Origin of the sequence: Streptomyces sp. NPDC090127, from assembly GCF_044746945.1 — a bacterium.
In the GTDB taxonomy this organism is placed as follows: Bacteria; Actinomycetota; Actinomycetes; order Streptomycetales; family Streptomycetaceae; genus Streptomyces.
The window spans coordinates 624,691-649,147 of the sequence record NZ_JBIVDE010000004.1 but is presented as its reverse complement, the minus strand read 5'-3'; the positions used below and the strand labels follow the sequence as shown (position 1 = coordinate 649,147).

Genomic DNA, 24,457 nt, shown 5'->3' with positions numbered 1-24,457 from the left:
AAGGTGAATCGCACCGTGGTGTGGTCGGGAACGTGGGTCGCCGAGCGACTCGGCGTCGAACTGGACGGCGACGAGACGCTTCCGGGAATGGTGGGCCTCGCGCTGCGCCGCAACCCCAGGCGGGCGCATCTGCTGGTCTCCAACGTGCTCGGCAAGCACGTGCCGCAGCGGCCGAGCGTCGTCTACGGCTCCGGATTCTCGCTCGGGCTGCGGGTGCGCGAGCTCCTCGGCGCCGAGGAGGCCGCGCGCAGCGTCGTCGTCGGCTACGCGGAGACCGCCACCGGCCTCGGCCACGCGGTGGCCGACGGGCTCGGCTTCGCGCCGTACCTGCACTCCACCCGGCGGCCCGTCGACGGCGTGCCGAGCGCGGGCGGCTTCGAGGAGTCCCACTCCCACGCCACCTCGCACCTCCTGCTCCCCGAGGACCCGAAGCTGCTCGCCGGCGACGGGCCGCTGATCCTCGTCGACGACGAGTTCTCCACCGGCAACACCGTCCTCAACACCGTCCGCGACCTGCACGAGCGCTACCCACGCGAGCGGTACGTGGTGGTGGCCCTCGTCGACATGCGCTCCGCCGCCGACCTCGGCCGCCTGGAGGGCTTCGCGAAGGAGATCGGCGCCCACGTCGACCTGGTGACCGGCGCGGCCGGCACCGTGACGCTGCCCGAAGGGGTCCTGGAGAAGGGCCAGGCGCTGGTCGCCGCCCACGAGACCGCCCCCCTCCCGCCCCGCACGCCCCGCACCACCCCCGTACGGGTCGACCTCGGCTGGCCGGCCACCGTCCCGGACGGCGGCCGCCACGGCTTCCGCGCGCCCCACGCCGCCGCCCTGGACGAGGCCCTGCCCGCCATGACCGACCGGCTGGACACGGCCCTCGGCGACGCGCGCCGGGTGCTCGTCCTCGGCTTCGAGGAGCTGATGTACGCCCCGCTGCGGCTCGCCGTCGCCCTGGAGCGCGCCGGCCGGGACGTCTCGTACTCCACGACCACCCGCTCACCCGTCCTCGCGGTCGACGACCCGGGCTACGCGATACGCACCCGACTCGTCTTCCCCGCCCACGACGCCCCCGCCGACGGGCCCGGCGAGCGGTACGCGTACAACGTGGCCGGCGCCGGCTTCGACGCGGTCGTCGCCGTCGTCGACTCGGTCGCCGACACCCCGGAACTGCACGCCCCGGACGGCCTCCTGGCCCAACTGGCCGGCCACCTCCCGCGGGTGGTGCTCGCGGTGGTGCCGTCGTACGTACCGGCTCCGGCGACGGGCGCGGCGGCAGGGGCCGTCACGGCTGTCGCGGGACCCGGCCTCGCGTCCGCGTCCGTCACGGGCGTCACGGGCGTCAGGGGCGTCAGGGGCGTCACCGGGCTCGCGTCCACGGGACCCGGCCGCCCCTCCGAAGCGTCGTCCGCGTCCGTCACGGGACCCGGCCGCCCCTCCGAAGCGTCGTCCGCCACGACCCAAGCTCCCGAAAGGAGCTCCATGCTGCCCGAGCCCCTCCGCGGCCCCGCCTTCTCCTCGTACGCCCCCGAGGAGGTCGGCTGGCTCCTCCAGGACCTCTCGGACGTCGATCTTGAGGCCCCGACCGAGGAGCGCGAGGAGGCGATCCAGAGCGGCGGCGCCCACTACGCCGAGTCGCTGCCGGTCGAGTACCAGCCGAGCGACCGCTACCAGGAGCTCTTCCACGCCGCCCTGGAGACCTCCGCGGCCCGGATCGCCCGCGCGGTCGGCACCGTCACCGAGACCGTCCTCGCGGAGAAGCGGGGCACGCCCGTGCTCGTCTCCCTCGCCCGGGCCGGCACCCCCGTCGGCGTCCTCATGCGCCGCTGGGCCCAGGCCCGGCACGGCCTCGACCTGCCGCACTACGCCGTCTCCATCGTCCGCGGCCGCGGCATCGACGCCAACGCGCTGCGCTGGCTCGCCGCCCACCACGACCCGGCCGACGTCGTCTTCGTCGACGGCTGGACCGGCAAGGGCGCCATCACCCGGGAACTCGCCGACGCGATCGAGGAGTTCGAGCGCGCGGAGGGCATCACCGGCTTCGACCCGCAGATCGCGGTCCTCGCCGACCCCGGCTCCTGCGTCCGCACCTACGGCACCCGCGAGGACTTCCTCATCCCCTCCGCCTGCCTCAACTCGACCGTCTCCGGCCTGATATCGCGGACTGTCCTGCGCGCCGACCTCGTCGGCCCGGACGACTTCCACGGCGGCAAGTTCTACCGCGAACTGGCCGGCGCCGACGTCTCCCGCGCCTTCCTCGACGCCGTCGCCGTGCACTACGACGAGGTCGCCGACGACGTCGCGACCGCCGTCAAGGAGCTCCTCACCGCCGACCGCACGCCCACCTGGGAGGGCTGGGCGGCCGTCGAGCGGATCAGCGAGGAGTACGGCATCCACGACGTCAACCTGGTCAAGCCCGGCGTCGGCGAGACCACCCGCGTCCTGCTGCGCCGCGTCCCGTGGAAGATCCTCGCCCAGCGCGGCGCGGGCGCCGACCTCGCGCACGTACGCCTCCTCGCCGAGCAGCGCGGAGTCCCCGTCGAGGAGGTCGACGGACTGCCGTACACCTGTGTGGGGCTGATCCACCCCCAGTTCACGAGAGGCGCGACGGGCGCCGACGGAAAGACGGTGGTCTCCCAGTGACGTCGACGCACAGCATCGTGATGGTCGCGAGCGACCTCGACCGTACGCTGATCTACTCCTCGGCCGCCCTGGCCCTCGGCATGCCCGACGCGCAGGCGCCGCGTCTGTTGAGCGTCGAGGTGCACGAGTCGAAGCCGCTGTCCTACCTCACCGAGGAGGCCGCCGGACTGCTCGAACTGCTGGCCGCCGAAGCCGTCTTCGTCCCCACGACGACCCGCACCCGCAAGCAGTACCAGCGGATCCAGCTCCCCGGCACCGCGCCGGCGTACGCCATCTGCGCCAACGGCGGGCACATCCTGGTCGACGGCGTCGCCGACGAGGAGTGGCACGCGTCCGTGCTGCGCAGGCTCGCCGAGGAGTGCGCGCCGCTGTCCGAGATCCGCGCGTACTTCACCGCCACCACGGACCTGTCCTGGGTGCGCAAGCACCGGGTGGCCGAGGACCTCTTCGCGTACCTGGTGGTGGAGCGCGAACGGATGCCGGAGGACTGGCTGAAGCGGTTCGGCGAGTGGGCGGAGGAGCGCGGCTGGACGGTCTCGCTCCAGGGGCGGAAGGTGTACGCGGTGCCGAAGCCGCTCACCAAGAGCGCGGCGATGCGCGAGGTCGCCCGGCGCTGCGGCGCCGACCTCGTGCTCGCCGCCGGCGACTCGCTGCTCGACGCGGACCTGCTGCTCGCCGCCGACCGGGCTTGGCGCCCGGGCCACGGAGAGCTGGCCGACACCTCCTGGACCGCCCCGCACCTCGACGTGCTCGCCGAGCGGGGCGTGGCGGCCGGGGAGGAGATCCTGCGCCGGTTCCGCGCGGCGGTGACCGAGCACCGGGCGTTCGCGCCCCTGCCGGACCAGCTCAACGGGACCCCTGTCGGGCTCCCCGACCCGGCCTGAGAGGGAGTGCGGTTTTCCGCAGTACGGGCGAGGCCGGCCGACGGCTAGCGTGACGGACCATGAGGAACGGACCGGGAACCACCGACGACGCCGAGGAGCCTGAGGCGGGCCGGGGGCGCGGGGTCGACGGGGGGCGGAGACGAGGGCGGGGGCGCGGGCGGGGGGCTGTCGCGGGCCGGGAGTTCGGCTCCGTCGCGGATCCGGATCGCGGCGCCGCCCCGCGGCCCGGTCCGGAGCGTGGGTCCTTCCCGGAACGGCCGGAGCGGGAGCCAGGGGCCGTCGCCGGTGGACTCGTCGCCGGTGGACTCGTCGCCGGTGGACACGTGGACGGTGGACTCGGCGCCGCTGAACACGTCGCCGGTGGACTCGTCACCGGCGCGTCGCCCGGACCCCCGCTGCCCGGGCGGCAGGTCGGCGCGTACCTGCTCCGCTGGATCAGGCTCGGCCTCGGACTCGGCCTCGGGGCCGGGACCGCCGTCCTGGAGCTGCTCGGCTGCGTCCTCGGGGGCCTCGCGCTGCTACCCGTCCTCGCCTGGCCGCGCGGCAGGCAGGCCGTCCTGCGCCCGCTGACCGCCGCCGCCCGCTTCCTCACCCGGGTCGAACGGGCCCGGCTCGGCCGCTTCCTGGACGTGCGGCTCCCGCCGGTCCACGAGGACGGCGCGGCCCTCCGCCACCTCGCCACCCGGTGGCCGGTCGGCCTCCTCGGCGCGGTCGTGCTCGGCTGCGCCGCGTACGGCATCGGCCTCGGCACGTTCGGCTTCCTCGGCTGGCTGATCACCGACATCGACCACCCCTGGCTCGTCGCGTTCGGCGGCGTGGCGGGGTTCTTCCTGCTCTTCCTCTCCGCGCAGGGCGCGCTCGGCGTGGTCGCCCTGGAGGGCGGCCTCGCGCGGCACTTCCTCGGCCCCCGCCACGCCGACGCCCTGGAGGCCCGGATCGCCCAGCTCGCGACGAGCCGGGCCGAGGTCATGGACGTCGTGCACGACGAGCGGCGACGGATCGAGCGCGACCTCCACGACGGCGTCCAGCAGCGGCTCGTCGCCCTCGGCATGCTGCTCGGCCGGGCGCGCCGGATCCGGGCCAGGGATCCTGAGGGCGCGGACGCGCTGCTGCTCCAGGCCCACGAGGAGAGCCGGCGCGCACTGGCCGAACTGCGGGAGGTGGCCTGGCGGGTGTACCCGGCCGTGCTCGACGAGGGGGGTCTGCGGGTCGGCCTGGAAGCGGTCGCGGAGCGCAGCCCGGTGCCGGTGCGGCTCGGGTACGCCGTGGGGCGGGCGCTCCCGAGAGCGGTGGAGACGGTCGCGTACTTCCTCGTCTCGGAGGCGGTCACCAATGTGGCCAAGCACGCGGGGGCGACCCGTATCGACGTACAAGTAATGCTGGAGGGCGTGGAGTTGAGCGTACGGGTGGCGGACGACGGGGCGGGTGGCGCGGACGCGTCCGGCAGCGGGCTGAGCGGGCTCGCGAGCCGGACGGCGGCGCTGGACGGGCGGTTCGCGGTGGACAGCCCGGCGGGCGGGCCGACGGTCGTACGGGCGGTGCTGCCGTGCGCGTGATCCTGGCGGAGGACTCGACGCTGCTACGGGAGGGTCTGGTACGGCTCCTGGCCGAGGAGGGCCACGAGGTGACGGCCGCGGTCGGCACCGGGGTCGAACTGCTCGCGGCGGTACGGGCGGACCCGCCGGACGTGGTCGTCGCCGACGTCCGGATGCCGCCGACGCACACGGACGAGGGGCTGCGGGCTGCCCTGGAGATCCGGCGGGAGTGGCCGGCCGTCGGGGTCCTCGTCCTCTCGCAGTACGTGGAGCGGCGGTACGCCACCGAGCTGCTGACGGGCGAGTCGGGCGCGGTCGGCTATCTGCTCAAGGACCGGGTGGCGCAGGTGGACGAGTTCCTGGAGGCGCTGGAACGGGTGGGCGAGGGGCGGACGGCGTTCGACCCGGAGGTCGTCCGCAGACTGCTCGTCCGCACCTCGCACACCGATCCGCTGGCGCGGCTCACGCCCCGGGAGAGCGAGGTGCTCGCGGCGATGGCGCAGGGGCACACGAACGCGTCGATCGCGGGTCGGCTGCACGTGTCGCGGAGCGCGGTGGAGAAACACATCAACGCGATCTTCGACAAGCTGGAGCTGACGGGGCGGGGCGAGGGGTACAGCAGGCGGGTGCTGGCGGTGCTGCGCTATCTGGGCAGCTGACGGCCGCCGCCGCAGCCGTCGGTCCGGACCCGCCACCACCCGCTACCCGCAGCAGCCACCCCCGCAGCACCCGCCGCCACCGCCGCCACCGCTGCTCTGCGAGGGCGCGGAGGTCCCACCCACGGCGACGGCGGAGAGCAGCTTGACGGTGTCCTCGTGCCCGGCGGGGCAGGAGGCGGGGGCGGACGACTCGGCCATGGGCCGGTTGAGTTCGAAGGTGTCTCCGCAGGAGCGGCAGCGGTACTCGTAACGAGGCATGGGCACGAGGTTAGCGGTGCTGTCCGCCGCCCCGCTCCTCCCTGATCTGTTCGACGACGTGCGCGGCGGCGGCGCGGATGGCTTCGAGCTCGGTGAGGAAGTGCCAGTAGTCGGGGTGGCGCCCTTCCTCCAGGGAGTGGACGGCCCGGTCGAGTCGCCCGACGGCGTCGTCGAGGGGCCGGGCGTGGCGGGGGTCGGGGGTGGTACGGCCGTCCATGGCGAGGCGCTGGGCGTCGCGCACGGCGAAGCGGGCGCGGTCGATCTCGGCCTGCGGGTCCTTGGCGACGGCGTTGAGGCGACGGAGCCGGTCACCGGCGGCGGAGACGGCCTCGTCGGTGGAGTTGAGGAGGGCGCGGGCGGTGGCGAGGAGGCTGGTGGCGTCGGGCCAGCGCTGCTCGTCACGGGCCTTGGCGGCCTCGGCGAGCTTCTCCTCGGCCTTGCGGACGGTGTCGGCGGCCTGGGCGGGGACGGACTGAAGGTCCTGCCAGCAGGCGGCGGAGAAGCGGCGGCGGAGCTCGGAGAGGATGGGGTCGACGCCGGCGGCGCGGGTGGTGAGGGCCTCGGCGCGGGTACGGAGGGAGACGAGGCGCTTACGGGTCTCGGCGGCGCGCTCGGGGAGGCGCTCGGCCTCGGTGCGGACGGCCTCGGCGTCGCGCAGGACGCGGTCGGCGCGCTGGAGGGTCTCGGCGACGCCGTGGCGGCCGGCGCCCTCGTTGAGGCGGGTGAGCTCGGGACCGAGGCGGGCGAGACGGGTGGCGAGGTCGTCGGCGCGGAGGCCTGCCTCGCGGGCGGTGTCGAGAGCGGTGCTCGCGTTCCGGAGCGCCTGTCGCGCCCGCTCGACGGCGGGGGCGAGCCGGGCGAGCTGGGTCTCGGCGGTGTCGAGGAGCGGCCCGAGCCCCTGGGCGAACCGGTCGAGTTCGCCCTGGACCCGTACGAGCTCCTCCTTGGCGCGGGTCAGCTCGGCGCGGGCGCGGTTGGCGGTGGCGGCGTCGAGCTCGTCGCGGTCGAGGTCGTGGGCGTCGACGGCGGTGATGTAGGCGTGGCTGACCTCGTCGATCCGCCGGCCGAGGGCGGCGAAGCCGTCGACGGCGTGGCGGGCGCCGGGGGAGTCGTCGACGGCGGTGATCGTCTCGATGGAGATCCGTAGATCGCGCTGGGCGGTGTCGAGCTCGTAGAACGCGGCGGCCGCGTCGTCCTTGGCGGCCTGCGCCTCGGCCCGCTGGCTCTCGCCGCGCCCACCGAACCAGCGCCGGTTGCCGCCACTGGCGAAGGCGGCGGGAAGGAGGGCACCGACGAGGAGGGGAAGCAGGAGGGCAAGGGGCACGGACGGCGGGCGCGGCGGGCGCGACCGACCGGAGAGGCCCGCGCCCGCGGCTCCACCTTCGCCGGAGGCTCCACCTTCGCCGGGGGCTCCACCTTCGCCCCCCGAAGTCACGGCGCTCGTGGAACTGCTGCCCCTCGCGTGAGTCGCCGCCACGTCCCTCTCCCGTGCTGTGTCCGCTGCCCCGGTCCGGTTCATTGTCCCACCAGGTAAGGACGAACACACGGGTCCGTCAGTTCGCGCTGCGGACGACGACTTCTCCGTTGTCGCTGCGTGCGGTCACGACATGGCCGCTGCCCTTGAGGGTGGGCACGTCGACGCGGACGTCGCCGTTGTCGCTGCGACCGTCGACGTCGTAGGTGGCGTCGGGCAGGGCGATGTCGATCTCCCCGTTGTCGCTGGCGGCCTCCACGCGGGCGGGGACGGCGCTCAGCGTGATCCGCAGGGCCCCGTTGTCGGACCGCGCGGTGACCTGCCCGGAGGTGGTTCCACCCTCCACGAGGACGTCCCCGTTGTCACTCCCGAGATCGAGCTTCCCGGCGGAGCCGCGCACGACGACGTCCCCGTTGCCCGCCCGCACGGTCAGATCGGCGTCGAACCCCTCGGCCGTCACCTTCCCGTTGTCGTCCTCGACGGTGACGGCGACGCCCCGGGGCACCTGGATCCGGTGCACGGAGTCGCAGTCGGAGGCGACGGCGTCGCAGTCGACCCGGAGGGTGAGCCGCCCGTCCTTGAGCGCCCAGGAGGCCTCGGGCCCGTCGCCCATGAACACCCACCCGTCGACCTGCCGGCTGACGCGCACGTCCTTGATGTCGGCGGGGACGAGCTCCAGCTCGGAGTCGTCGGCGTCGACGACGAGCGTGTCCCCGGAGAAGGCGAAGCTCCTCTCCTCGACGGGTGCCCCGCCCGCCTCGGCACTCCCACACCCGACGACCCCGAGGAGAACCCCACCACAGAGCAGGAGCGCAGGAACGCGACGACGACCGACCATGACGAGAACCCCCAGGAAACGCGAACGGACCCCTCACGTTACGGACCACGCCCCACCACCCACGATCCGGCGACCACCCCCCCAAGGGTGGGGCTATCCCCCGTGAAGAACCGGTTTGCGGGACCCACCCGTGGGCCATGTACGCTGTTGCCTCACTCCACGGGTGCGTAGCTCAGGGGTAGAGCGCTGCTCTTACAAAGCAGATGTCGGCGGTTCGAAACCGTCCGCGCCCACCAGCACAAGTCACGACGAAGGCCCAGGTCACCGGTACTGAACCGGGAACCTGGGCCTTGTTCGTTCCTAGGGCGCGGAAGTTCAGCGAGGGGCCCTCTCGGGTGGCGGAGGGGTTCGGGTGACGCGGACATGGTCGGTTAGGGTGGGCGGCGTCGGGGGGCGCGTGGGGTCCCCGTGTGTGGACACACCTCGGAGAGTTCAGTTGGCCGTACGTCATCCTGTGAACGCCCTGGTCGGCGCGGCCTCGCGGCTGACCGACTCCTCCCGGCCGGAGCGCGTCGAGGACCCGGTCATCGCCCGGGTGCAGAGCCTCCGAACCGCGCTCGGGCTGATCGCCACGGTGTGGCTGCTCTTCGCCTATCCGATGCGGGTGGACCGCCAGAGTTTCGTGCTCGGCAAGCTGGAGGAGCTGCTGATCGGCTGCGGCATCGTGCTCGCCGCCGTCGTCGTCGGCATCGGTTGCTTCGTCGTCCTGGCCCGAGCGCCCCTGGGGCGCATGTACGCGCGCCGGGTCGGCGGTCCGCTGGTCGCGCTCGGCGCGATACCCCTCGGGGCCGGGGCGGTCTGGGTGATGGCGGCGGCCCTGGCGGGCGACATCGTCTCGCCCGGCGACGTCGGCCCGCACGACTTCACCTTCGGGCTGTTCGGGGCCACCTTCGGCACGATGATCACCGGCCTGGTGATCACTCTGCTGTTCTTCGCGGCCGCGCTCGTCTGCGCCGTCGCCCTCGTCGCGGCGCTGTGCTTCACCCTCGCGGCCGCTGTCAAAGGCATGAACTCCTGCTTCCGCGCGGGGGACGTCCATGAGCTCCTGCCGGCCCTGGTCTCCCCGCTGCTGGTCTGGTCGCTCTTCGCCCTTCAGCTCTTCGACGACGCGGACGTGGCCGCTCCCCCCGTCGTCATCTACGCCTTCTCCTTCGGCGGACCGCTGTCGGTGACCCTCCTGTCCGTCTGGGAGGTCCGGCGCCTGCGCGTCCGGTACGGCGTGACCCTTCGGTCCGCCCTGGGGCGGTAGGCGGCCGGTCGGAGCCTCCCGCGGGGACTCCCACGGGAGTTGGGGGCTGCGAGGTCGCCGGCTTGCGGCGGGTCCGTGGTGGGTAGTCGTCCGGTGGTGTGCGTGGACGGGGGCGGGGTTCGCCGGGCGGGCTGTGCCGTCGTCGTGTGCGCCCGCTCCTTCTGCCAGCGCCTGTCCGGGACCTGAGAGAGAGTCACGTGCATCTTCGAGAGATCTGGCGATTCCCCGTCAAGTCCATGCGTGGGGAACAGTTGAAGAGCGTCGAGCTCACCGACGACGGGCTGGCCGGCGATCGGCACGTGCACGTGCGCGACGCCAGGGGGCTGCTGACGGCCCGCGTACGGTCGCGGCTGCTCGGGCTCTCGGCGACCACGGCCGACGACGGCGGCGTGCTCGTCGACGGGCACCCGTGGGGCAGCCCCGAGGCGGCGGCGCTGATCCGGGGCGCGGCGGGTCCCGACGCGGAGGCGGTGTACTACGCGGGCCGGGAGAGGTTCGACGTGCTGAACCTGACGGTCATCACCGACGGCGCCGCCCAGGCCCTCGGCCACGACCCGCGCCGGCTCCGGTCCAACCTCGTGATCGGCGGCGTCCCCGGCCTCGCCGAACGCGACTGGCCCGGCCGCACCCTGCGGATCGGCGACGTCGTCATCGGCGTCCTCAAGCTGCGGTCCCGCTGTGTCATGACGACGGTCCATCCGGACACCGGCGAGCGTGACCACGACGTCCTGCGCGACATCCACCGGCTCTACGACGGCACCTTCGCGCTGGACTGCTGGGTGGCCTCGCCCGGCACGGTCACCGAGGGGGACGAGGTCCGGCTGACCGACGAGGAGTGGCCGCAGCCCGCCCGTGGCGGCTGGATCGTCGGGGCGCCCTACCTGGTGCCCTGAGTCCGGCCGACTCTGCTCCGGAGGGAGAGGGAGAGGGAGAGGGAGAGGGAGAGGGAGAGGGGCGGGGGAGGGGTGGGAGAGGAATGGGGGAGGGTGGGGCGGGGGAGCGGGTGTGAGTCGGCTTCAGGCGTCGAAGTCGTACTCCAGTACGTACGACGCCGAGTCCAGCGTCATCTCGTTGAGTTCCACCGCGACCCCCTTCTCCGTGAACGCCGTACGGCCGATCAGGATCACCGGCGTCCCGAACTCCAGGGCCAGTCGCTCCGATTCCTCCGCCGTCGGCATGCGGCAGCGGATCTCCTCGCGGAAGTGGACCGGCTGGTGGCCGATTTCCGCCAGTCGGGCGTACGTGCCGCCCGGGCCCGTGTCCGGTGTCGCGATCGGGGTGTCCTGGGCCAGGGCCGCCGGGAGGTAGGAGACCGAGAGCAGGACCGGTTTGTCGTCCAGGACGAAGCGGCGGCTGCGGACGCAGACCGGCGCGTCCGCCGGCAGCCCGAGCGCCCCGGCGACCCGGGAGTCCGCCGTCGCCCGGCCGACCTCCAGTTGATCCACCACCAGCGCGCGGTCCTCGATGTCCGCCGACCACACCGACCGTCCCGTGCCCCAGTGGTCCTGCGCCAGTCGGGGAATGCCCCGGCGGCGCAGCGGGCGGAACGTGCGGACGAAGACCCCGGCACCCTTGCGGGCCTCCGCCAGGCCCTCGTTGCGCAGCACGGACAGGGCCTGGCGGGCTGTCATCCTCGCCACCTCGTACGTGGTCATCAGATCGTTCTCGCCGGGGAGCCGGTCGCCGGGGGCGAAGGCGCCTGACTGGATGGCGGTTCTCAACTCGTCGGCGATGCGCTGGTACTTGGGCCGACGACCGCTGTCCTGGTCAGTCATGGGTGGACCACTCCCTTCGTCTGCGGGACACCCTACGGCGCACTCCGGCGAGGTGGTGCACGCGTCTGCGTCGACCTGTGCGAGTGATCCATCCATCGGGGGACATCTCTAGAGATACGTTGACAGGGAGGGGTCACCGGGCTTCTCTGGGTGTATCTCTAGAGATCCGTATCTTCAGGGGTCTGTAGCTCCGGGACGGAGGGGTTTCGTGCAGCCACTGCCCGAGGTCGGCGACCTCGTACGCGACACGTCCACCGGGCTTGTCGGCTTCTACGTCGACAGCGTCGCCGGCCGCTGTCTGATCCGGCCCGTCGACGGTGGCCGCGAGTGGGAGGCCGACCCCCACGACGTCCAGCTCGCCACCCCGCTGCGCGAGCTGCGGGCCCGCGCCGCCGAGATCAACGCGCGTAGTAGACGTGGTCTGACCTCGTAGGTCGCCCGTCGTGTCGTGGGCCGCCCGTCGAGGGTCGCCCGTCGTGGGGTCGCCCGTCGTGTCGTGGGCCGCCCGTCGGGTGTCGCCCGTCGTAGGTGGGGTGGGTGCCCGGGTGGTGCGCTGGGGTGGGTGCCCGGCGTCCGGCCTCGCCTTGTCAGTGGGGTGCGCGACACTGGAGACATGTGCCGCAGCATCAAGACCCTCCGGCCCCCGGCCCTGCCCGAAGAGGCGACCGAGGACGACATCCACGCCGCCGCCCTGCAGTACGTCCGTAAGGTGTCCGGTTTCCACAGACCAGCCGCCCACAACCAAGAGGTCTTCGACCAGGCCGTCGACGAGATCGCCGCCGCGACCGCCCGGCTCCTCGACGGACTCGAAGTGCGTGGGCTCAGGAAGCCGGAGCCGGTGCGGGAGCCGCAGCCGGACGCCGTATGACGTAGGCCGCCAACGCCCCCGCGAGGAACAGGGCGAGCACGGAGACGCCCGCGCCCACCCAGGTCGCGCCCAGCCACAGCCCGCCGAACCAGCCCAGCGCCACGCTGTAGCTCGCCCAGGCCACCCCGGCGAGGGCCGACCACGGCAGGAAGTCGATCACCCGGCGCTTCGCCGCGCCGGCGCCCAGCGAGACCACCGAGCGGCCCGCCGGGGCGAACCGCGCGATCACCACCAGCAGGCCGCCACCGCGGGCGAGGGCCGTGCCGAGACGTTCCTGCGCGCGGGTCAGCCTGCGGGAGCGGGCGATCGCCCGGTCCAGTCGTGCCCCGCCGCGCCAGGCCAGTCGGTACGCGACGAAGTCGCCGAGCACCGAGGCCGTGGCCGCGACGAGCAGGAGCGGGACCACGGACGGCACGTCAGGGGAGGCCGCCGTCGCGGTCGCCGCCGCCGTCGCGGCCGTGATCACCAGGACCCCGCTCGGCAGCACCGGCAGGAAGACGTCGAGCAGTACCGACGTGGCCACCGCCGCGTAGATCCAAGGGCCCGCGGTCAGCGACCGTAGTGACCCGATGCTGTCGAGCACGTTCACAGCGCTAGAGCGTACGCGGCGGTGGGGGGCGGAATCCGGCAGGGGCCGGAAACCGCCCATGTACGGATTCCGCCTGTCGTCTTCTGTTGCGAGGTGACCGTCTCGCGCCTGTTACGCGTGACCGTCCAGCGCCTGTTACGCGGCGACCGGCTCGCGCCGCTCCTCCCGCGCGCCGCCGAAGACCCCGTCGAGCGCGAGGGCGCCCGGGCCCGTGAAGACGATCAGCAGGAAGGCCCAGCAGAAGAGCGCCGAGGCCTCACCGCTGTTCTGGAGCGGGAAGAGCCCCTCGGGCTGGTGGACCGAGAAGTACGCGTACGCCATCGAGCCGGAGGCGAGGAACGCGGCGGAACGGGTGCCCAGGCCGACGAGCACCAGGGCGCCGGCGCCCAGCTGGATCACCGCCGCGTACCAGCCCGGCCAGGTGCCGGCCGTGACGGTGGGGCCGTCACCGAGCACACCGAAGAGCGAGGCGGCGCCGTGGCAGGCGAAGAGCAGACCTATGACGACGCGGAACAGCCCGAGCGCGTACGGCTGTGCCTGACGCAGTCGGTCGGTGAGGGGATTCATGGGGGGTGGGACTCCTTCGGTCGAGTCGGTCCCGGTGGGCCGGGACGCGGGGGGACGGAACCGATGAGGTCGTCAGGTTAGGCACCCCTCACTAGTGCTTGCAACTTCAACATTCGAAGATGGCGCTCTCTGTGGCCCTCGTCACGTCCGTGCGCCGTCGCTCCGAGGCCGACCGTCGACCCGCCGCCGTCAACTCCCGCTGAGCGGACGCTCGTCGACCTTCACCAGGCGGCCGTTCGGGCGGGCCTGGCTGAGCGTCAGGCGGGCCGAACGGGCGTGCAGGGTGAGCGTCATGAGCTGGTTGCCGAACCAGGGTCCGCCCGTGCGACGCCAGCTGATCGGCGGGCGGCCCGCGCGACCGTGGCGGGCGAGCGCGCGGCCCAGGCCCCGGCCCACCCGGCTCCACCCGAAGCGGAAGCCCAGGCGTACCGAGCGCGGCACCGCGTTGTGCAGCGGCGAGCAGGTCAGCTGCACCACGCGGGCCTCGGGAGCCGTGCCCTGCGCTCCGTGACGTCGTTCGTGGCGGTCGAGTCCGCTGCCGCTGTCGAGTGCGCTACCGCCGTCGCTTCCGGCGTGTGTGTCCGGGCCGTCCGCGCCGTGCCGCCCCCACTCCGGCTCCGCCACGTACGCGTGGTGGACGTCCCCGGACAGTACGCACACCGTCGCCGGCGCCTCCGGCCCGCTGCCCGCCTCCGCGAGCAACCGGGTCAGGGCCTCGAACGACGACGGGAACGCCGCCCAGTGCTCCAGGTCCGCCCGCTGCCGCAGGTCCTCCGCGAACCGCGCCCACCGGCCCCCCGGGCCGCCGCGCTCGCCCCGGCACAGCGCCGCGTTCCAGGTCTCCGCGTCGTGGATCAGCGGCGGCAGCAGCCAGGGCAGCGAGGTGCCGACGAGGAGATGGTCGTACGAACCCCGGTCGGCGAGCGCCTGTTCGCGGACCCAGGCCGCCTCGGCCGGGTCCAGCATCGCCCGCGCGCCCTCCGTCAGGAGCCGGGCCGCGCGGGTGTCGATCATCAGCAGCCGGGTCCGGCCGAGGTCCCTGCGGTAACTCCAGCGCACGCACGCCGGATCGGCGTCCGCCTCCGCCGCGAAACGCCGCAGCAGGTCCGTGCCGTCGGGTACCGAGCGGATCTCCGCGTACAGCGGGTCGGCGGCCAGTTCGGCGGGGGAGAGGTTGCCGAGGTGCTGGTACACCCAGTACGACATCAGCCCGCTCAGCACCCGCTCGCCCCACCAGTGGGTGGCCCGAATCCGCGCGAGCCAGGCCGCGCTGGTGTTCCAGTCGTCGATGACGTCGTGATCGTCGAAGATCATGCAGCTGGGGACGGTGGAGAGCAGCCAGCGGACCTCGGGGTCGCCCCAGGACTCGTCGTAGAGCCGGGTGTACTCCTCGTACTCCCCGACCTCCGAACCCGGCGGGTCGCGCAGGTCCCGCCGGGCGGCGAGCCAGCGACGGGTCGCGGCCGAGGTCTCGTCCGCGTACACCTGGTCGCCCAGCAGGACCAGCAGGTCCGGGCGTTCGGCCGTGTCGGGGTCGGCGGCGAGGTGCGTCGCCAGCGTGTCGAGGGCGTCCGGGCCCACCGGGTCCCTGCCCTTGGCCGGCTTCGCCGCCCAGCGACACGAACCGAACGCCACCCTGACCGGGGATGCCGGGGGTGCCGGGGATGCCGGGGGTGCCGGGGGTGCCGGGGGCGCCGGGGATGTCGTGGAGGTGGTGGCCGTCCCCGTCGGCATCCCCGTTGCGGGTGGGGCCGCCGGGGTGCGGATGGTGCTCGGGGGGAAGCGGGAGTCGGGCGGCGGCCAGACCGCGCGGCCGTCGAGCCGTACCTCGTACTCCGTCGTCGTGCCGGGCGTCAGGCCCGTCACCGGTATCAGGGCGTAGTGGTGGCCCGCCACCTGGAAGGTGCGGGTGGAGCCGCCGGCGCCGGTGGCGCCGCGGACCTCCGCCGTGCACGGGCGGTCGGTCTCGACCCAGATCGTCGCGGAGTCGCCCGTGACCCCGTCGACGTAGCGCAGCAGTGGTCCGAGTCTCAGTCCGGCCGCCATCGTTCTTCCCGTCCCCCTCTGTCGGTCCAGCCCGTACCGTACGGAACGACAGAGGGTGGCGGAAGCGGTCTCAGCAGCCGTTGAGGACGGACTGGAGGGCGCTCTTCTCGGCGGAGTCGACGCTCAGCCCCCAGTGGTACTTCACGTGCACCCACGCGCGGACGTACGTGCAGCGGTACGAGGTGCGCGACGGCAGCCACTCGGCGGGGTCCTGGTCGCCCTTGGACTGGTTGACGTTGTCCGTCACGGCTATGAGCTGCGGGCGGGTCAGGTCGTTGGCGAACTGCTGGCGGGTGGCGGTGGTCCAGCCGCTCGCGCCGGAACGCCAGGCCTCGGCCAGCGGCACCATGTGGTCGATGTCGAGATCGGCGGCGGCGGTCCAGGTCGCGCCGTCGTACTCCGAGTACCAACTGCCGCTGACGGCGGCGCAGCTGGAGTCCTGGACGACGCCCGAGCCGTCGCGCTTGAGGACGACCTCGCGGGTGTTGCAGGCGCCGGACTGGGTGCTCCAGTGCGGGAAGAGGTCACGGCTGTAGCCGGAGGAGGAACCTTCCGCCTTGACCGTGAGCGAGGCGAGGTACGTACGGGCGGTGGCCGCGCTGACGGGCGTGGGCATGGCCGCCTGGGCGGCCGGCGCGGTCGCGAGGAGGCCGGTGACGGTCAGGGCGGCGGTGGCGGCGAGAACGGCCGTGCGGCGGAGCGTTCGACGCGCGTAGACGTGGGTGCCGGCGGCGAGCATGGGGACTCCCTAGGAGGTGGGGGGCGGGCCGTGCGGGGTGCCTGGGTGGTGCTGGGTGGTGCGTGGCGGTGCTGGGTGGTGCGTGGCGGTGCCTGGTGGTGCTGGGTGGTGCTGGGCGGTGCCTGGTGGTGCGTGGCGGCGCTTGGGGGTGGCTGAGGAGGTGGTGGTGTCCGGGCGTGCGTGCGGTGGGCCCGGCGCCCGGTCATCGTGGCGGCGCCAGGTTTCGGTGGGGGGTGCGCCAGGTAACAGGGTGGCGACATGGGCACGTCACATCAAGAGGTGTGACGGAACGACAGTTCCGTTTTCCGGCCCTAGGGTTGCCGTGTGCTTCTGGAAGTGAACGTCGCCTTTGGGGTGGTTCTCGCCGTTCTGCTGCTCGTGGCCGCAGGCGTCGTCGCGTTCGCCCGGCTCGGCCGCGCCCGCGACTCGCTGATCGCGGGCGGGCGCGCGGCGGTCCAACTGGTCGCGGTCTCACTCGTGATCGCCTGGGTGATGCGCCATCTGCCGCTGCTGCTGGGTTTTCTGCTGGTGATGTACGGGGTGGCCGTCTGGACCGCCGGACGGCGCGTCGTCCCCGGGGCGGGGCGCGGCTGGTGGTGGGCCGCCGTGCCGATCGCGGCGGGCGTCGGGCCCGTCGTCGGGGTGCTGCTGCTCACCGGGCTCGTACCGGTACGGGGCGTGGCGCTCATCCCGGTCACCGGCATCCTCATCGGCGGCGCCCTCACCGCGACGGTCCTGAGCGGACGGCGTGCGCTGGACGAGCTGGAGACGCGGTGGGGCGAGGTGGAGGCGGGGCTCGCGATCGGGCTGCCGGAACGGGAGGCGCGGCTCGAAGTGGCGCGGCCGGCCGCGTCGGACGCGCTGCTGCCGGGGCTCGACCAGACCAGGACGGTCGGTCTCGTGACGCTGCCGGGCGCGTTCGTGGGGATGCTGCTGGGCGGGGCTTCGCCGTGGGAGGCCGGCGCGGTACAGCTGTTCGTGCTGGTCGCGCTGATGGTGGTGCAGGCCGTGGCCGTGGCGGTGGTGTTGGAACTGGTGGCCCGGGGAGCGTTCGTCCGCGAGGGCGGCCGGGGCTCGGGCGGCGGCCGGGCGGCGGCGCGCGGGCGATGACCTGCGGCGGCTCCGGGAGGCTCGGAAGGTTCGGGAGCCTTGAAAGGTTCGGGAGGCTCGGGGCTCGCGCTGGTGGTGGGCCCCGTGGCTCGGCTCACCCCGCGGTCACTCGGCGAGCGGGGTGAGTCCCGGGGTTCACTCCGCGATCACTCCGCGAACGTCAGGCGGATGCCTTCCGTGGTCGCCTCGACCGTGATCTCCGTGAGGTCCATGACGTGGACGTCCGGGGCGAAGGCCGCCGCCCTCGGGCCCACGCCCACCACGCGCATACCCGCCGCGCGGCCCGCCTGGATGCCCGCCTCGGAGTCCTCGAAGACCACGCAGTCGGCCGGGTCGACGCCCAGTTCCGCCGCGCCCTTGAGGAAGCCCTCCGGGTCCGGCTTGCTCGCGCCGACGCGCTCCGCCGTCACCCGGGTCTCCGGCATCCGCAGCCCCGCCGCGCCCATCCGGGCCTGGGCGAGCGCCTCGTCCGCCGACGTGACGAGGGCGTGCGGGAGCTCGTCCACGGCGGCCATGAAGGCGCCGGCGCCCGGCACGGGAATGACACCGTCGAGGTCCGCGGTCTCCTCGGCGAGCATCACCCGGTTGTCCGCGTAGTTCTCCTCCATCGGCCGGTCCGGCAGAAGGACGGCCATCGTGGCGTACCCCTGGCGGCCGTGGACCACCTTGAGCGCCTGCTCCGGGTCCAGGCCGTTCCGTTCGGCCCAGCGCCGCCAGCAGCGCTCGACGACGGCGTCCGAGTTGACGAGGGTGCCGTCCATGTCGAGAAGGAGAGCGTGGGCGGTGAGCGCGGGCATCCGGGGTCTCCAGAGGGGTGGGAGGAGAGCAGAGCGGTCCCGCCCGCCGGTCAGGGGGTGCGGGCGGGGCCACTTTGTTCCTCGACGATACAAAACGGAGGGCCTTCGGCGCCAATCCGTCCCGCATCGCGGACCCCCGGAACCCGGAGTGCGCGGGCGTCAGCCCGTGGTCTGCGCCTCCAGCGCGCGGCGCGTCTCCGGGCCGTACACCCCCTCCTCGTCCTCCTCGATGTACTGCCACGACTGGTACCACTCCACCGCCCGCCGGACCTGCCGGGAGTACCGGCCGTCGACGTCGCCCTGGTACGCGGACACCTGCCTCAGCCGCCGCTGGAGCTCCTCGACCTCCGGCCCCGTGTCGCCGTAGCGCAGGGTCGGGCCCTGGGGGGCCTCGGTGGGCGTCCGGGTGGGGGAGGTGGGCGCGGTCGTCGTCCGAGTGGCCGAGGGCGGCGGCGGTCCGGCCGGCGTGGTCGCGCCGCCCCCGCCCGTGGCCGTCGGTGTGGCGGTGGCCTCCGCCGAACGGGTGGAGGGGGACGGCGAGCCGGAGGGCGAGGCCGAGGGCGATCCGGAGGCCGTCGGGGAGGCCGGAGGCGACGAGGAGGGGGAGGGCGGGGCCTCCGACACCGCCACGTTCTCCGAGGCGCTCACCGTGGGCGTGGGTATGGCCGCCCGGTCGTCCGTCCCGCCGTCCCCGCCGAGCAGCCCTGTCGCGATCGCCGCCGTGGCGACCACCGCCACCGCGACCGCCGCCGCCAGCGCCACGAGGGCGCCGCGCCGGCGCGTGGCCGGCCGCTCGGGCTCGTAGGACGCGTCCCCGTACGGTTCGTCACGGTACGGCTCGTTTCCGTACGGCCCACCTTCGTGCGGCCCATCTCTGTACGGCCCGCCGTCGTGCGACCCGTCTCCGTACGGCCCGCCTTCGTGCCGCCCGCCGTCGCGCGACCCCTCCGCGTGCGGCCCGTTTCCGTGCGGCCCGTCTCCGTACGGCTCGCCCCCGTACGAGCCATCCCTGACCCCCGGCAGGAGCAGTGGCATGGTCTCCGTCGGGTCCGGCCGCGCCGTCGGTGGCGCGCCGAGCGCGGGCAGCGGCGGCTCGCCCGGCGGCTCGCCCGGCCCCGCCGCAGGCCCGACCGGCGCGGTGGCCTCCGGCCCGGTCCCCACCTCCGCGCCGATCCGGCCAATCTCCGCCCCCGAGCGCCCAACCTCCGCCTCAGGGCGCCCGACCTCCGCGCCGGCGCGCCCGGCCCCCGCCCCGACACCGCCCGTCGGCCCCACCTCCGGCCGTGTCGGCGGCTCACCTACCGGCTCCCCGCCGGCTTCCAGCGTCACGTACGGACGGATCCGCAACGGGTCGAAATCCTCCGCCGCCGCGACCTCCGCCCGGTAGCAGGCGCAGCCCGGTCTGTGTCCACCGCATTCAGGACATACGTGTCCGGTCATGGTGGGTCCCCTCCCCAGTTCAACTGGCAGCGATTATGCAGGCCGCCCGTCCGGCCCAACGGAACGGCTATGTTTCCGCAGGCCGTAACCGGACATTCCACTCAGGATGGGAGAGAACGGAAGCGAGGAGGCGCCCATGGCTCAGGACGAACGTACGGCGGACCTCGGCGGTGGTGGCCCGGTACCTGGGGAGACCGGGAGCCACCGCTCGGTGATGGTGGCCATCGGCGCCCTGCTCCTCGGCATGCTGCTCGCCGCGCTCGACCAGACCATCGTCTCCACGGCCCTCCCGACGATCGTCAGCGAGCTCGGCGGCATGGAACACCTCTCCTGGGTGGTCACGGCCTACATGCTCGCCTCGACGGCCGCGACCCCGCTCTGGGGCAAGCTCGGCGACCAGTACGGCCGGAAGAAGCTCTTCCAGGCCGCCATCGTCATCTTCCTCATCGGCTCCGCGCTCTGCGGCATCGCGCAGAACATGCCCCAGCTCATCGCCTTCCGCGCCCTCCAGGGCCTGGGCGGCGGCGGGCTCATGGTGCTGTCCATGGCGATCGTCGGCGACCTCGTCTCACCCCGGGAGCGCGGCAAGTACCAGGGGCTGTTCGGCGCCGTCTTCGGCGCCACCAGCGTCCTCGGCCCGCTCCTCGGAGGCCTGTTCACCGAACACCTCTCCTGGCGCTGGGTCTTCTACATCAACCTGCCCATCGGCGTCGTCGCCCTCTTCGTGATCGCCGCCGTCCTGCACATCCCCGTCAGCCGCACCCGGCACCGCATCGACTACCTCGGTACGTTCCTCATCGCCTCGGTCGCCACCTGTCTGGTCCTCGTGGCCTCCCTCGGCGGCACCACCTGGGCCTGGGGCTCCCCGCAGATCATCGGACTCGCGGTCCTCGGCGCCGTCCTCCTGGTGTGGTTCGTCCGGGTCGAGAAGCGCGCGGCCGAGCCCGTGCTGCCGCTGAAGCTCTTCCACATCCGGACGTTCACCCTCGTCTCGGTGATCAGCTTCGTCGTGGGCTTCGCGATGTTCGGGGCGATGACGTACCTGCCGACCTTCCTCCAGGTGGTCCAGGGCGTCACCCCGACCATGTCCGGCGTGCACATGCTGCCCATGGTGCTCGGCCTGCTCATCACCTCCACCGCCTCCGGCCAGATCGTCTCCCGTACCGGGCGCTGGAAGGTCTTCCCCATCGCCGGCACCGGCATCACTGCCCTCGGGCTGCTGCTGCTCCACCAGCTGACGGAGACCAGCTCCACCTGGGAGATGAGCGCCTACTTCTTCGTCTTCGGCGCCGGACTCGGCCTCGTCATGCAGGTCCTCGTCCTCGTCGTGCAGAACGCCGTCTCCTACCAGGACCTCGGCGTCGCCACCTCGGGCGCGACCTTCTTCCGGTCCATCGGAGCCTCCTTCGGCGTCGCCGTCTTCGGCACGATCTTCACCAACCGGCTCCACACCAAGCTCGACGACGCGCTGGCCGGCCAGTCGCTGCCGCCGGGGGCGAGCCCCGACCGGATCGCCGCCGACCCGCGCGCCATCGACTCACTCCCGGCCGATCTGCGGCCGTCGGTCCTGCACGCGTACGCGACCTCGATCACCGACGTCTTCCTCTACGCGGCGCCGGTCGTCCTGGTCGCCTTCGCGGTCGCCTGGTTCCTCAAGGAGGACAAGCTGCGCGGCTCCGTCACCGCCCCCGACACCAGCCAGACCCTGGCCTCCAACCCCGTGGAACGCTCCTCGTACGACGAGTGCGCGCGGGCCCTGTCCGTGCTCGGCTCGCGCGAGGGCCGCAAGGCGATATACGAGAAGATCACGGCCAAGGCGGGACTCGATCTGCTGCCGGCCGCGAGCTGGCTGCTCCTGCGGATCCGCCGCCACGGGACCGTGGAACCCGCGCGGCTCGCCGAGACCACCCCCGTACCGCTGCGGGCCATCACCGAGGCGTCCCGGCAGATCGAGGAGCGCCGTCTGGCGCGCCGGGAGGGGCTCCAGCTGATCCTCACCGAGGAAGGGCTCGTGACCGCGACCCGGCTGGCGAAGGCGCGCGAGGAGTCGCTCGCCGAGCTGCTCGGCGACTGGTGGGGGCCGGACCGGCCCACCGACCTGGTGCAGTTGGTGGAGGAGCTGACGGCGGAGCTGAGCGGTTCGGACGCGGAGCGCCCGCACGCGCCCGAACCGCCCCGGGACCACCACGCCTAGGGGCGTCGTGTGCACCCCCTAAGGTGCGGGCGACGCCTGGAGATCCTTCCCGTACCAGATGTCCATGTACGGCCCCTCGCAGTACGCGGGTATCTCCGTGTAGCCGTGGCGGGCGTACAGCGCGCGGGCCTCGACGAGGTCGAGCCGCGTGTTGAGGACCATCCGCCGCGCGCCCAGGTCGCGTGCCGCCTCCTCCAGCCGGCCGAGGAGCGTCCCGGCGCCGCCGGTGCCCCGGAAGGCGTGGCGCAGGAACACGCGGGTCAACTCGGCGCGCTCCGGGTCGAGGAGCAGCACGCCGCCGCAGGCGGCCGGCTTCCCGTCGTACCGGCCCACCAGGAAGTGGCCCGTCGGCGAGGCCAGCCGCTCCACGCCGTCGCCCGCCAGGCCCTCGTCGATCTCCGCCGAGGTGGCGGGCCGCCGCCAGTAGCGGCTCGCCACGTCGTCGTAGTAGTCCCGGCGCAGGGCCGTCGCCTCCGCGGTGTGCACGTCCTCCGGGAGGAACGACCAGCCGCTGGTGCCGGATCCGCTCACTTCGGGGACGCCTGCTGGACGACCTCGAAGGACCAGAGCGTGGACCCGGTGGCCGCCGGCTTGGGCCGCTCGCCACCGCCGGCCGGACCGCCCGCGCCCTGGCCGCCGCCCCCGTGCGCGGCCCGCATGGAACCGCTCATCCAGTTCTGGAAGTCCTCCTCGCTGCGCCAGCGGGTGTACACCAGGTACTGGTCGGTCCCCTCCAGCGGCCGCAGCAGCTCGAACCACTCGAAGCCGTCGGAGCCCTCCACGGCGCCCGCGCGGGAGGCGAAGCGCTGCTCCAGAACCTCCCGCTGCTCGGCCGGGACGGTCAGGACGTTGATCTTTACCACACTAGGCACATGACACCTCTCAGGAAGCACAGGCCGGGCGCTGCGCCGAGCCTTGATCACGTACGTGCAGTCTCGTACATCCGCCAGTCAAAGCGGCGTGAGGACGACTCCCAGGCATCGCCCGTGGCGCAGCGCGAACGGTGCTCCTCGCTGATCGCGTCGAAGGGGTGGAGCGACGCGGGCCACTTCGAGGACGTCGGCAAGTCCGGATGGGACCCGAGCATCCACCGCCCGGGGTTCGAAGAGATGATGACGGCCGTGCGCGGCGGGCACGTGGACGCCGTGGTGGTCTTCTCGCTGTCCCGCTTGACACGCCGTGGCGCGCTGGAAGCGATGCGCATCATCGAGGAGCTGGAGGCGCACGGCGTCCGGCTGGTGAGCGTCGAGGAGCCGTACCTCGACACGTCCACGCCGGTCGGTGTCGGAATCCTCGCGATCATCGCAGGCCTGGCACAGCAGGAGTCCGACATGAAGTCGGCCTACGTCTCTGCCACCAAGGACACGTTGCGGCGGGCTGGTAGCCACGTTTCCGGCGTCGCCCCGTACGGCTTCACGTCGGAGAGGGCGACCAGCGGCAAGCTGTCCGTCGTCCGACTCGTCCCGGACCCGGTGGAAGCCCCACACGTCCGGGACATGGCCAAGTGGGCGGCGGAGGGCGTGTCCGCCTCGCAGATCGCCAAGCGACTCAATGAGGACGGCGTTCCCACGAAGGCGGTGTCCCTGGGGGAGTCGGGGGCCAAGCGCCTCGCCTCGCGCCGTGCGCGTGGAGTCTCGGAAGCCGTGGAGCGCCCGGCGTGGGTATCGTCCACCGTCCTCCGCATCCTGCGGGACCCGCGCCTTGCGGGGTACGCGATCGAGTGGCAAGGACGGGTACAGGCGACCAAGGACGCCGACGGCAATCCCATCCCGGGCAAGACGGGGAAGCGCGTCATCCTGCGTGACGACGAAGGGCAGCCCGTCCAGTCGCACGAAGCGCTGATCCCCACGGAGGAATGGTGGAAGCTCCAGGACGTGCTGGACGGCCGGACGCAGGTGGTCGTACGAGCGGGCCGACGCGTCCCCACTCTGCTGGCTGGACACGGACTGCTGTTCTGCGACGTCTGCGGATCGGTAATGGTGACTGACCGACGGGCCGGGAAGCTCTACTACAAGTGCAACCGGGCCGGGGGACTGGTCCCGGGCCACGGTGGTCTCGTCATCGGCCAGGACGCGGCGGACAGCGAGACGGCGGGGCGGGTGTGGGCCCGTCTCATGGCCATGGACCCCGACGACCCGGAAGACCTCGAATGGCTGGCCGAGGCGTCACGGCGCTTCGCCCGCCAACAGGACACGTCCCAGCGAGACGCGGAACGCGCGGCGGTACGAGCCGAGTTGGAGCACGTACGGGAGTCCCGCCGCATCCTTCACGTGGACCGGCTGGCCGGCGTCTACGCCGACGAGACGGGTGCGCAGATGTTCAGGGAGTCCATGGCGCGGTTGGCTGCCCACGAGGAGCGGACGGCCGAACGGCTGGCGGAACTGGAGGCGACCGGCAGTCGAAGCATCCAGATCCCCAACGAGTGGACGAGCGTGGACGGAGATTCCATCGGGGAGGATTCGACATGGGCGGCGTGGGACCTGGAGAAGAAACGGGAGTTCCTGGCGCTCTTCATCGACTCCGTGAGGATCACCAAGTCTGTCGGCAGGGGCCGGAACGCGAACACGAGGGACCGGGTGGTCGTGCGATGGGCTGCGGCGCCTGACTCTGCGGGAGCCTGAGCCGCCTGAGAGGTCTACACGGTCCGCCGCCAGGAAAGCGGGTGGCGGGCCGTATGGCGTTCCTGAGCCCCGCCGGTTTACGGGTCGCCCGAGCCAAGCCCCGGTAGTCCCTCACGGACCGCCGGGGCTTCGCTGTGCCCGCAGCGGGGCCGACCAGCGGGCGGACATAGCCGGTAA

Annotated in this window: 23 protein-coding genes and 1 tRNA gene; 12 read left to right on the top strand and 12 right to left on the bottom strand. The window is 73.2% G+C overall.

Annotated features, from left to right (window positions below; translation table 11 throughout):
* Positions 1 to 15 precede the first annotated feature (15 nt).
* From ACIPPS_RS18525 to ACIPPS_RS18510, 4 genes are all read left to right on the top strand, one after another.
* A complete protein-coding gene (locus ACIPPS_RS18525; RefSeq protein ID WP_401432883.1) occupies positions 16 to 2,637 on the top strand; it encodes a phosphoribosyltransferase in 2,622 nt (873 codons plus the stop codon).
* A gap of 20 nt (positions 2,638 to 2,657) precedes the next feature.
* Positions 2,658 to 3,521: an HAD family hydrolase gene (locus tag ACIPPS_RS18520; protein WP_401433162.1), complete on the top strand. Its 864-nt coding sequence runs from the start codon at positions 2,658 to 2,660 to the stop codon at positions 3,519 to 3,521.
* Between the two features lie 434 nt (positions 3,522 to 3,955).
* Positions 3,956 to 5,077 carry a sensor histidine kinase gene (locus ACIPPS_RS18515; protein WP_401433159.1) on the top strand — a complete coding sequence of 374 codons (1,122 nt, stop codon included), beginning with the start codon at positions 3,956 to 3,958 and terminating at the stop codon, positions 5,075 to 5,077.
* Entirely contained in the window at positions 5,068 to 5,715 is a 648-nt protein-coding gene (locus tag ACIPPS_RS18510) for a response regulator (protein ID WP_401432881.1), read from the top strand. The genes ACIPPS_RS18515 and ACIPPS_RS18510 overlap by 10 nt, the downstream gene beginning before the upstream one ends.
* Before the next feature lie 42 nt (positions 5,716 to 5,757).
* Here ACIPPS_RS18510 and ACIPPS_RS18505 read toward each other — a convergent pair whose 3' ends face one another.
* From ACIPPS_RS18505 to ACIPPS_RS18495, 3 genes are read right to left on the bottom strand one after another with little or no spacing between them, the layout of a single operon-like run.
* Entirely contained in the window at positions 5,758 to 5,973 is a 216-nt protein-coding gene (locus ACIPPS_RS18505) for a zinc ribbon domain-containing protein (protein WP_401432878.1), read from the bottom strand.
* A gap of 10 nt (positions 5,974 to 5,983) precedes the next feature.
* The gene (locus ACIPPS_RS18500; RefSeq protein ID WP_401432875.1) at positions 5,984 to 7,492 is read right to left on the bottom strand and encodes a hypothetical protein; all 1,509 of its coding nucleotides are present in this window, start codon (positions 7,490 to 7,492) and stop codon (positions 5,984 to 5,986) included.
* A 34-nt stretch (positions 7,493 to 7,526) separates the two neighbouring features.
* The gene (locus tag ACIPPS_RS18495) at positions 7,527 to 8,285 is read right to left on the bottom strand and encodes a DUF4097 family beta strand repeat-containing protein (RefSeq protein ID WP_401432872.1); all 759 of its coding nucleotides are present in this window, start codon (positions 8,283 to 8,285) and stop codon (positions 7,527 to 7,529) included.
* Between the two features lie 161 nt (positions 8,286 to 8,446).
* On the opposite strand from ACIPPS_RS18495, the gene ACIPPS_RS18490 reads away from it, so the two are divergent.
* The 3 genes from ACIPPS_RS18490 (at position 8,447) to ACIPPS_RS18480 (ending at position 10,427) form a co-directional block, all read left to right on the top strand.
* Positions 8,447 to 8,521, top strand: a tRNA-Val gene (locus tag ACIPPS_RS18490).
* A 200-nt stretch (positions 8,522 to 8,721) separates the two neighbouring features.
* A complete protein-coding gene (locus ACIPPS_RS18485) occupies positions 8,722 to 9,534 on the top strand; it encodes a hypothetical protein (RefSeq protein ID WP_401432869.1) in 813 nt (270 codons plus the stop codon).
* A 98-nt stretch (positions 9,535 to 9,632) separates the two neighbouring features.
* On the top strand, positions 9,633 to 10,427 hold the full coding sequence (locus tag ACIPPS_RS18480) for an MOSC domain-containing protein (RefSeq protein WP_401432867.1): 795 nt from the start codon (positions 9,633 to 9,635) through the stop codon (positions 10,425 to 10,427).
* A 123-nt stretch (positions 10,428 to 10,550) separates the two neighbouring features.
* Here ACIPPS_RS18480 and ACIPPS_RS18475 read toward each other — a convergent pair whose 3' ends face one another.
* Complete coding sequence (locus tag ACIPPS_RS18475; protein WP_401432865.1) at positions 10,551 to 11,309, bottom strand: GntR family transcriptional regulator; 759 nt, start codon at positions 11,307 to 11,309, stop codon at positions 10,551 to 10,553.
* Positions 11,310 to 11,517: 208 nt separating this feature from the next.
* On the opposite strand from ACIPPS_RS18475, the gene ACIPPS_RS18470 reads away from it, so the two are divergent.
* Positions 11,518 to 11,742, top strand: a complete 225-nt coding sequence (locus tag ACIPPS_RS18470; protein ID WP_401432863.1) for a hypothetical protein — start codon at positions 11,518 to 11,520, stop codon at positions 11,740 to 11,742.
* Between the two features lie 180 nt (positions 11,743 to 11,922).
* Positions 11,923 to 12,177, top strand: a complete 255-nt coding sequence (locus tag ACIPPS_RS18465; RefSeq protein WP_401432861.1) for a DUF2277 domain-containing protein — start codon at positions 11,923 to 11,925, stop codon at positions 12,175 to 12,177.
* Here ACIPPS_RS18465 and ACIPPS_RS18460 read toward each other — a convergent pair.
* The 4 genes from ACIPPS_RS18460 to ACIPPS_RS18445 all read right to left on the bottom strand — a co-directional run bounded on the left by ACIPPS_RS18460 (position 12,131) and on the right by ACIPPS_RS18445 (position 16,118).
* Complete coding sequence (locus ACIPPS_RS18460) at positions 12,131 to 12,760, bottom strand: DedA family protein (protein ID WP_401433157.1); 630 nt, start codon at positions 12,758 to 12,760, stop codon at positions 12,131 to 12,133. The two genes, ACIPPS_RS18465 and ACIPPS_RS18460, sit on opposite strands and share 47 nt — an antisense overlap.
* Positions 12,761 to 12,901: 141 nt before the next feature.
* Positions 12,902 to 13,333 (bottom strand): DoxX family protein, encoded by a 432-nt coding sequence (locus tag ACIPPS_RS18455; protein ID WP_401432858.1) that lies wholly within the window; start codon positions 13,331 to 13,333, stop codon positions 12,902 to 12,904.
* Between the two features lie 189 nt (positions 13,334 to 13,522).
* The gene (locus ACIPPS_RS18450) at positions 13,523 to 15,379 is read right to left on the bottom strand and encodes an alkaline phosphatase D family protein (protein WP_401432856.1); all 1,857 of its coding nucleotides are present in this window, start codon (positions 15,377 to 15,379) and stop codon (positions 13,523 to 13,525) included.
* Positions 15,380 to 15,449: 70 nt separating this feature from the next.
* The gene (locus ACIPPS_RS18445; RefSeq protein ID WP_401432854.1) at positions 15,450 to 16,118 is read right to left on the bottom strand and encodes an HNH endonuclease family protein; all 669 of its coding nucleotides are present in this window, start codon (positions 16,116 to 16,118) and stop codon (positions 15,450 to 15,452) included.
* A gap of 324 nt (positions 16,119 to 16,442) precedes the next feature.
* Here ACIPPS_RS18445 and ACIPPS_RS18440 point away from each other — a divergent pair, with 324 nt between their 5' ends.
* Positions 16,443 to 17,228 carry an ABC transporter permease gene (locus tag ACIPPS_RS18440; protein ID WP_401432851.1) on the top strand — a complete coding sequence of 262 codons (786 nt, stop codon included), beginning with the start codon at positions 16,443 to 16,445 and terminating at the stop codon, positions 17,226 to 17,228.
* A 146-nt stretch (positions 17,229 to 17,374) separates the two neighbouring features.
* On the opposite strand, the gene ACIPPS_RS18435 is transcribed toward ACIPPS_RS18440, so the two are convergent.
* Positions 17,375 to 18,025: an HAD-IA family hydrolase gene (locus ACIPPS_RS18435; RefSeq protein ID WP_401432848.1), complete on the bottom strand. Its 651-nt coding sequence runs from the start codon at positions 18,023 to 18,025 to the stop codon at positions 17,375 to 17,377.
* Positions 18,026 to 18,184: 159 nt separating this feature from the next.
* Positions 18,185 to 19,186, bottom strand: a complete 1,002-nt coding sequence (locus tag ACIPPS_RS18430) for a peptidoglycan-binding protein (RefSeq protein WP_401432846.1) — start codon at positions 19,184 to 19,186, stop codon at positions 18,185 to 18,187.
* 415 nt (positions 19,187 to 19,601) lie between these two features.
* Here ACIPPS_RS18430 and ACIPPS_RS18425 point away from each other — a divergent pair, with 415 nt between their 5' ends.
* Positions 19,602 to 21,659, top strand: a complete 2,058-nt coding sequence (locus ACIPPS_RS18425; protein WP_401432843.1) for a DHA2 family efflux MFS transporter permease subunit — start codon at positions 19,602 to 19,604, stop codon at positions 21,657 to 21,659.
* An 18-nt stretch (positions 21,660 to 21,677) separates the two neighbouring features.
* Here the strand turns inward: ACIPPS_RS18425 and ACIPPS_RS18420 are convergent, their stop codons facing one another.
* Together ACIPPS_RS18420 and ACIPPS_RS18415 are read right to left on the bottom strand one after the other, a co-directional pair.
* Positions 21,678 to 22,190, bottom strand: coding sequence for a GNAT family N-acetyltransferase (locus ACIPPS_RS18420; RefSeq protein WP_401432841.1), 513 nt, complete (start codon positions 22,188 to 22,190; stop codon positions 21,678 to 21,680).
* Positions 22,187 to 22,531 (bottom strand): antibiotic biosynthesis monooxygenase family protein, encoded by a 345-nt coding sequence (locus ACIPPS_RS18415; RefSeq protein ID WP_401432839.1) that lies wholly within the window; start codon positions 22,529 to 22,531, stop codon positions 22,187 to 22,189. Before ACIPPS_RS18415 ends, ACIPPS_RS18420 begins: the two co-directional genes overlap by 4 nt.
* Here ACIPPS_RS18415 and ACIPPS_RS18410 point away from each other — a divergent pair, their 5' ends adjacent.
* Positions 22,532 to 24,280 carry a recombinase family protein gene (locus ACIPPS_RS18410; protein WP_401432836.1) on the top strand — a complete coding sequence of 583 codons (1,749 nt, stop codon included), beginning with the start codon at positions 22,532 to 22,534 and terminating at the stop codon, positions 24,278 to 24,280. It begins immediately after the preceding gene.
* Positions 24,281 to 24,457 lie beyond the last annotated feature (177 nt).

Excerpts from the sequence above, each read along its gene's own strand:
- ACIPPS_RS18520 (WP_401433162.1), top strand. The coding sequence starts at position 2,658 with ATGGTCGCGAGCGACCTCGACCGTACGCTGATCTACTCCTCGGCCGCC.
- ACIPPS_RS18505 (WP_401432878.1), bottom strand. The coding sequence starts at position 5,973 with ATGCCTCGTTACGAGTACCGCTGCCGCTCCTGCGGAGACACCTTCGAA.
- ACIPPS_RS18500 (WP_401432875.1), bottom strand. The coding sequence starts at position 7,492 with ATGAACCGGACCGGGGCAGCGGACACAGCACGGGAGAGGGACGTGGCG.
- ACIPPS_RS18495 (WP_401432872.1), bottom strand. The coding sequence starts at position 8,285 with ATGGTCGGTCGTCGTCGCGTTCCTGCGCTCCTGCTCTGTGGTGGGGTT.
- ACIPPS_RS18475 (WP_401432865.1), bottom strand. The coding sequence starts at position 11,309 with ATGACTGACCAGGACAGCGGTCGTCGGCCCAAGTACCAGCGCATCGCC.
- ACIPPS_RS18465 (WP_401432861.1), top strand. The coding sequence starts at position 11,923 with ATGTGCCGCAGCATCAAGACCCTCCGGCCCCCGGCCCTGCCCGAAGAG.
- ACIPPS_RS18455 (WP_401432858.1), bottom strand. The coding sequence starts at position 13,333 with ATGAATCCCCTCACCGACCGACTGCGTCAGGCACAGCCGTACGCGCTC.
- ACIPPS_RS18450 (WP_401432856.1), bottom strand. The coding sequence starts at position 15,379 with ATGGCGGCCGGACTGAGACTCGGACCACTGCTGCGCTACGTCGACGGG.
- ACIPPS_RS18445 (WP_401432854.1), bottom strand. The coding sequence starts at position 16,118 with ATGCTCGCCGCCGGCACCCACGTCTACGCGCGTCGAACGCTCCGCCGC.
- ACIPPS_RS18435 (WP_401432848.1), bottom strand. The coding sequence starts at position 18,025 with ATGCCCGCGCTCACCGCCCACGCTCTCCTTCTCGACATGGACGGCACC.
- ACIPPS_RS18425 (WP_401432843.1), top strand. The coding sequence starts at position 19,602 with ATGGCTCAGGACGAACGTACGGCGGACCTCGGCGGTGGTGGCCCGGTA.
- ACIPPS_RS18410 (WP_401432836.1), top strand. The coding sequence starts at position 22,532 with ATGACACCTCTCAGGAAGCACAGGCCGGGCGCTGCGCCGAGCCTTGAT.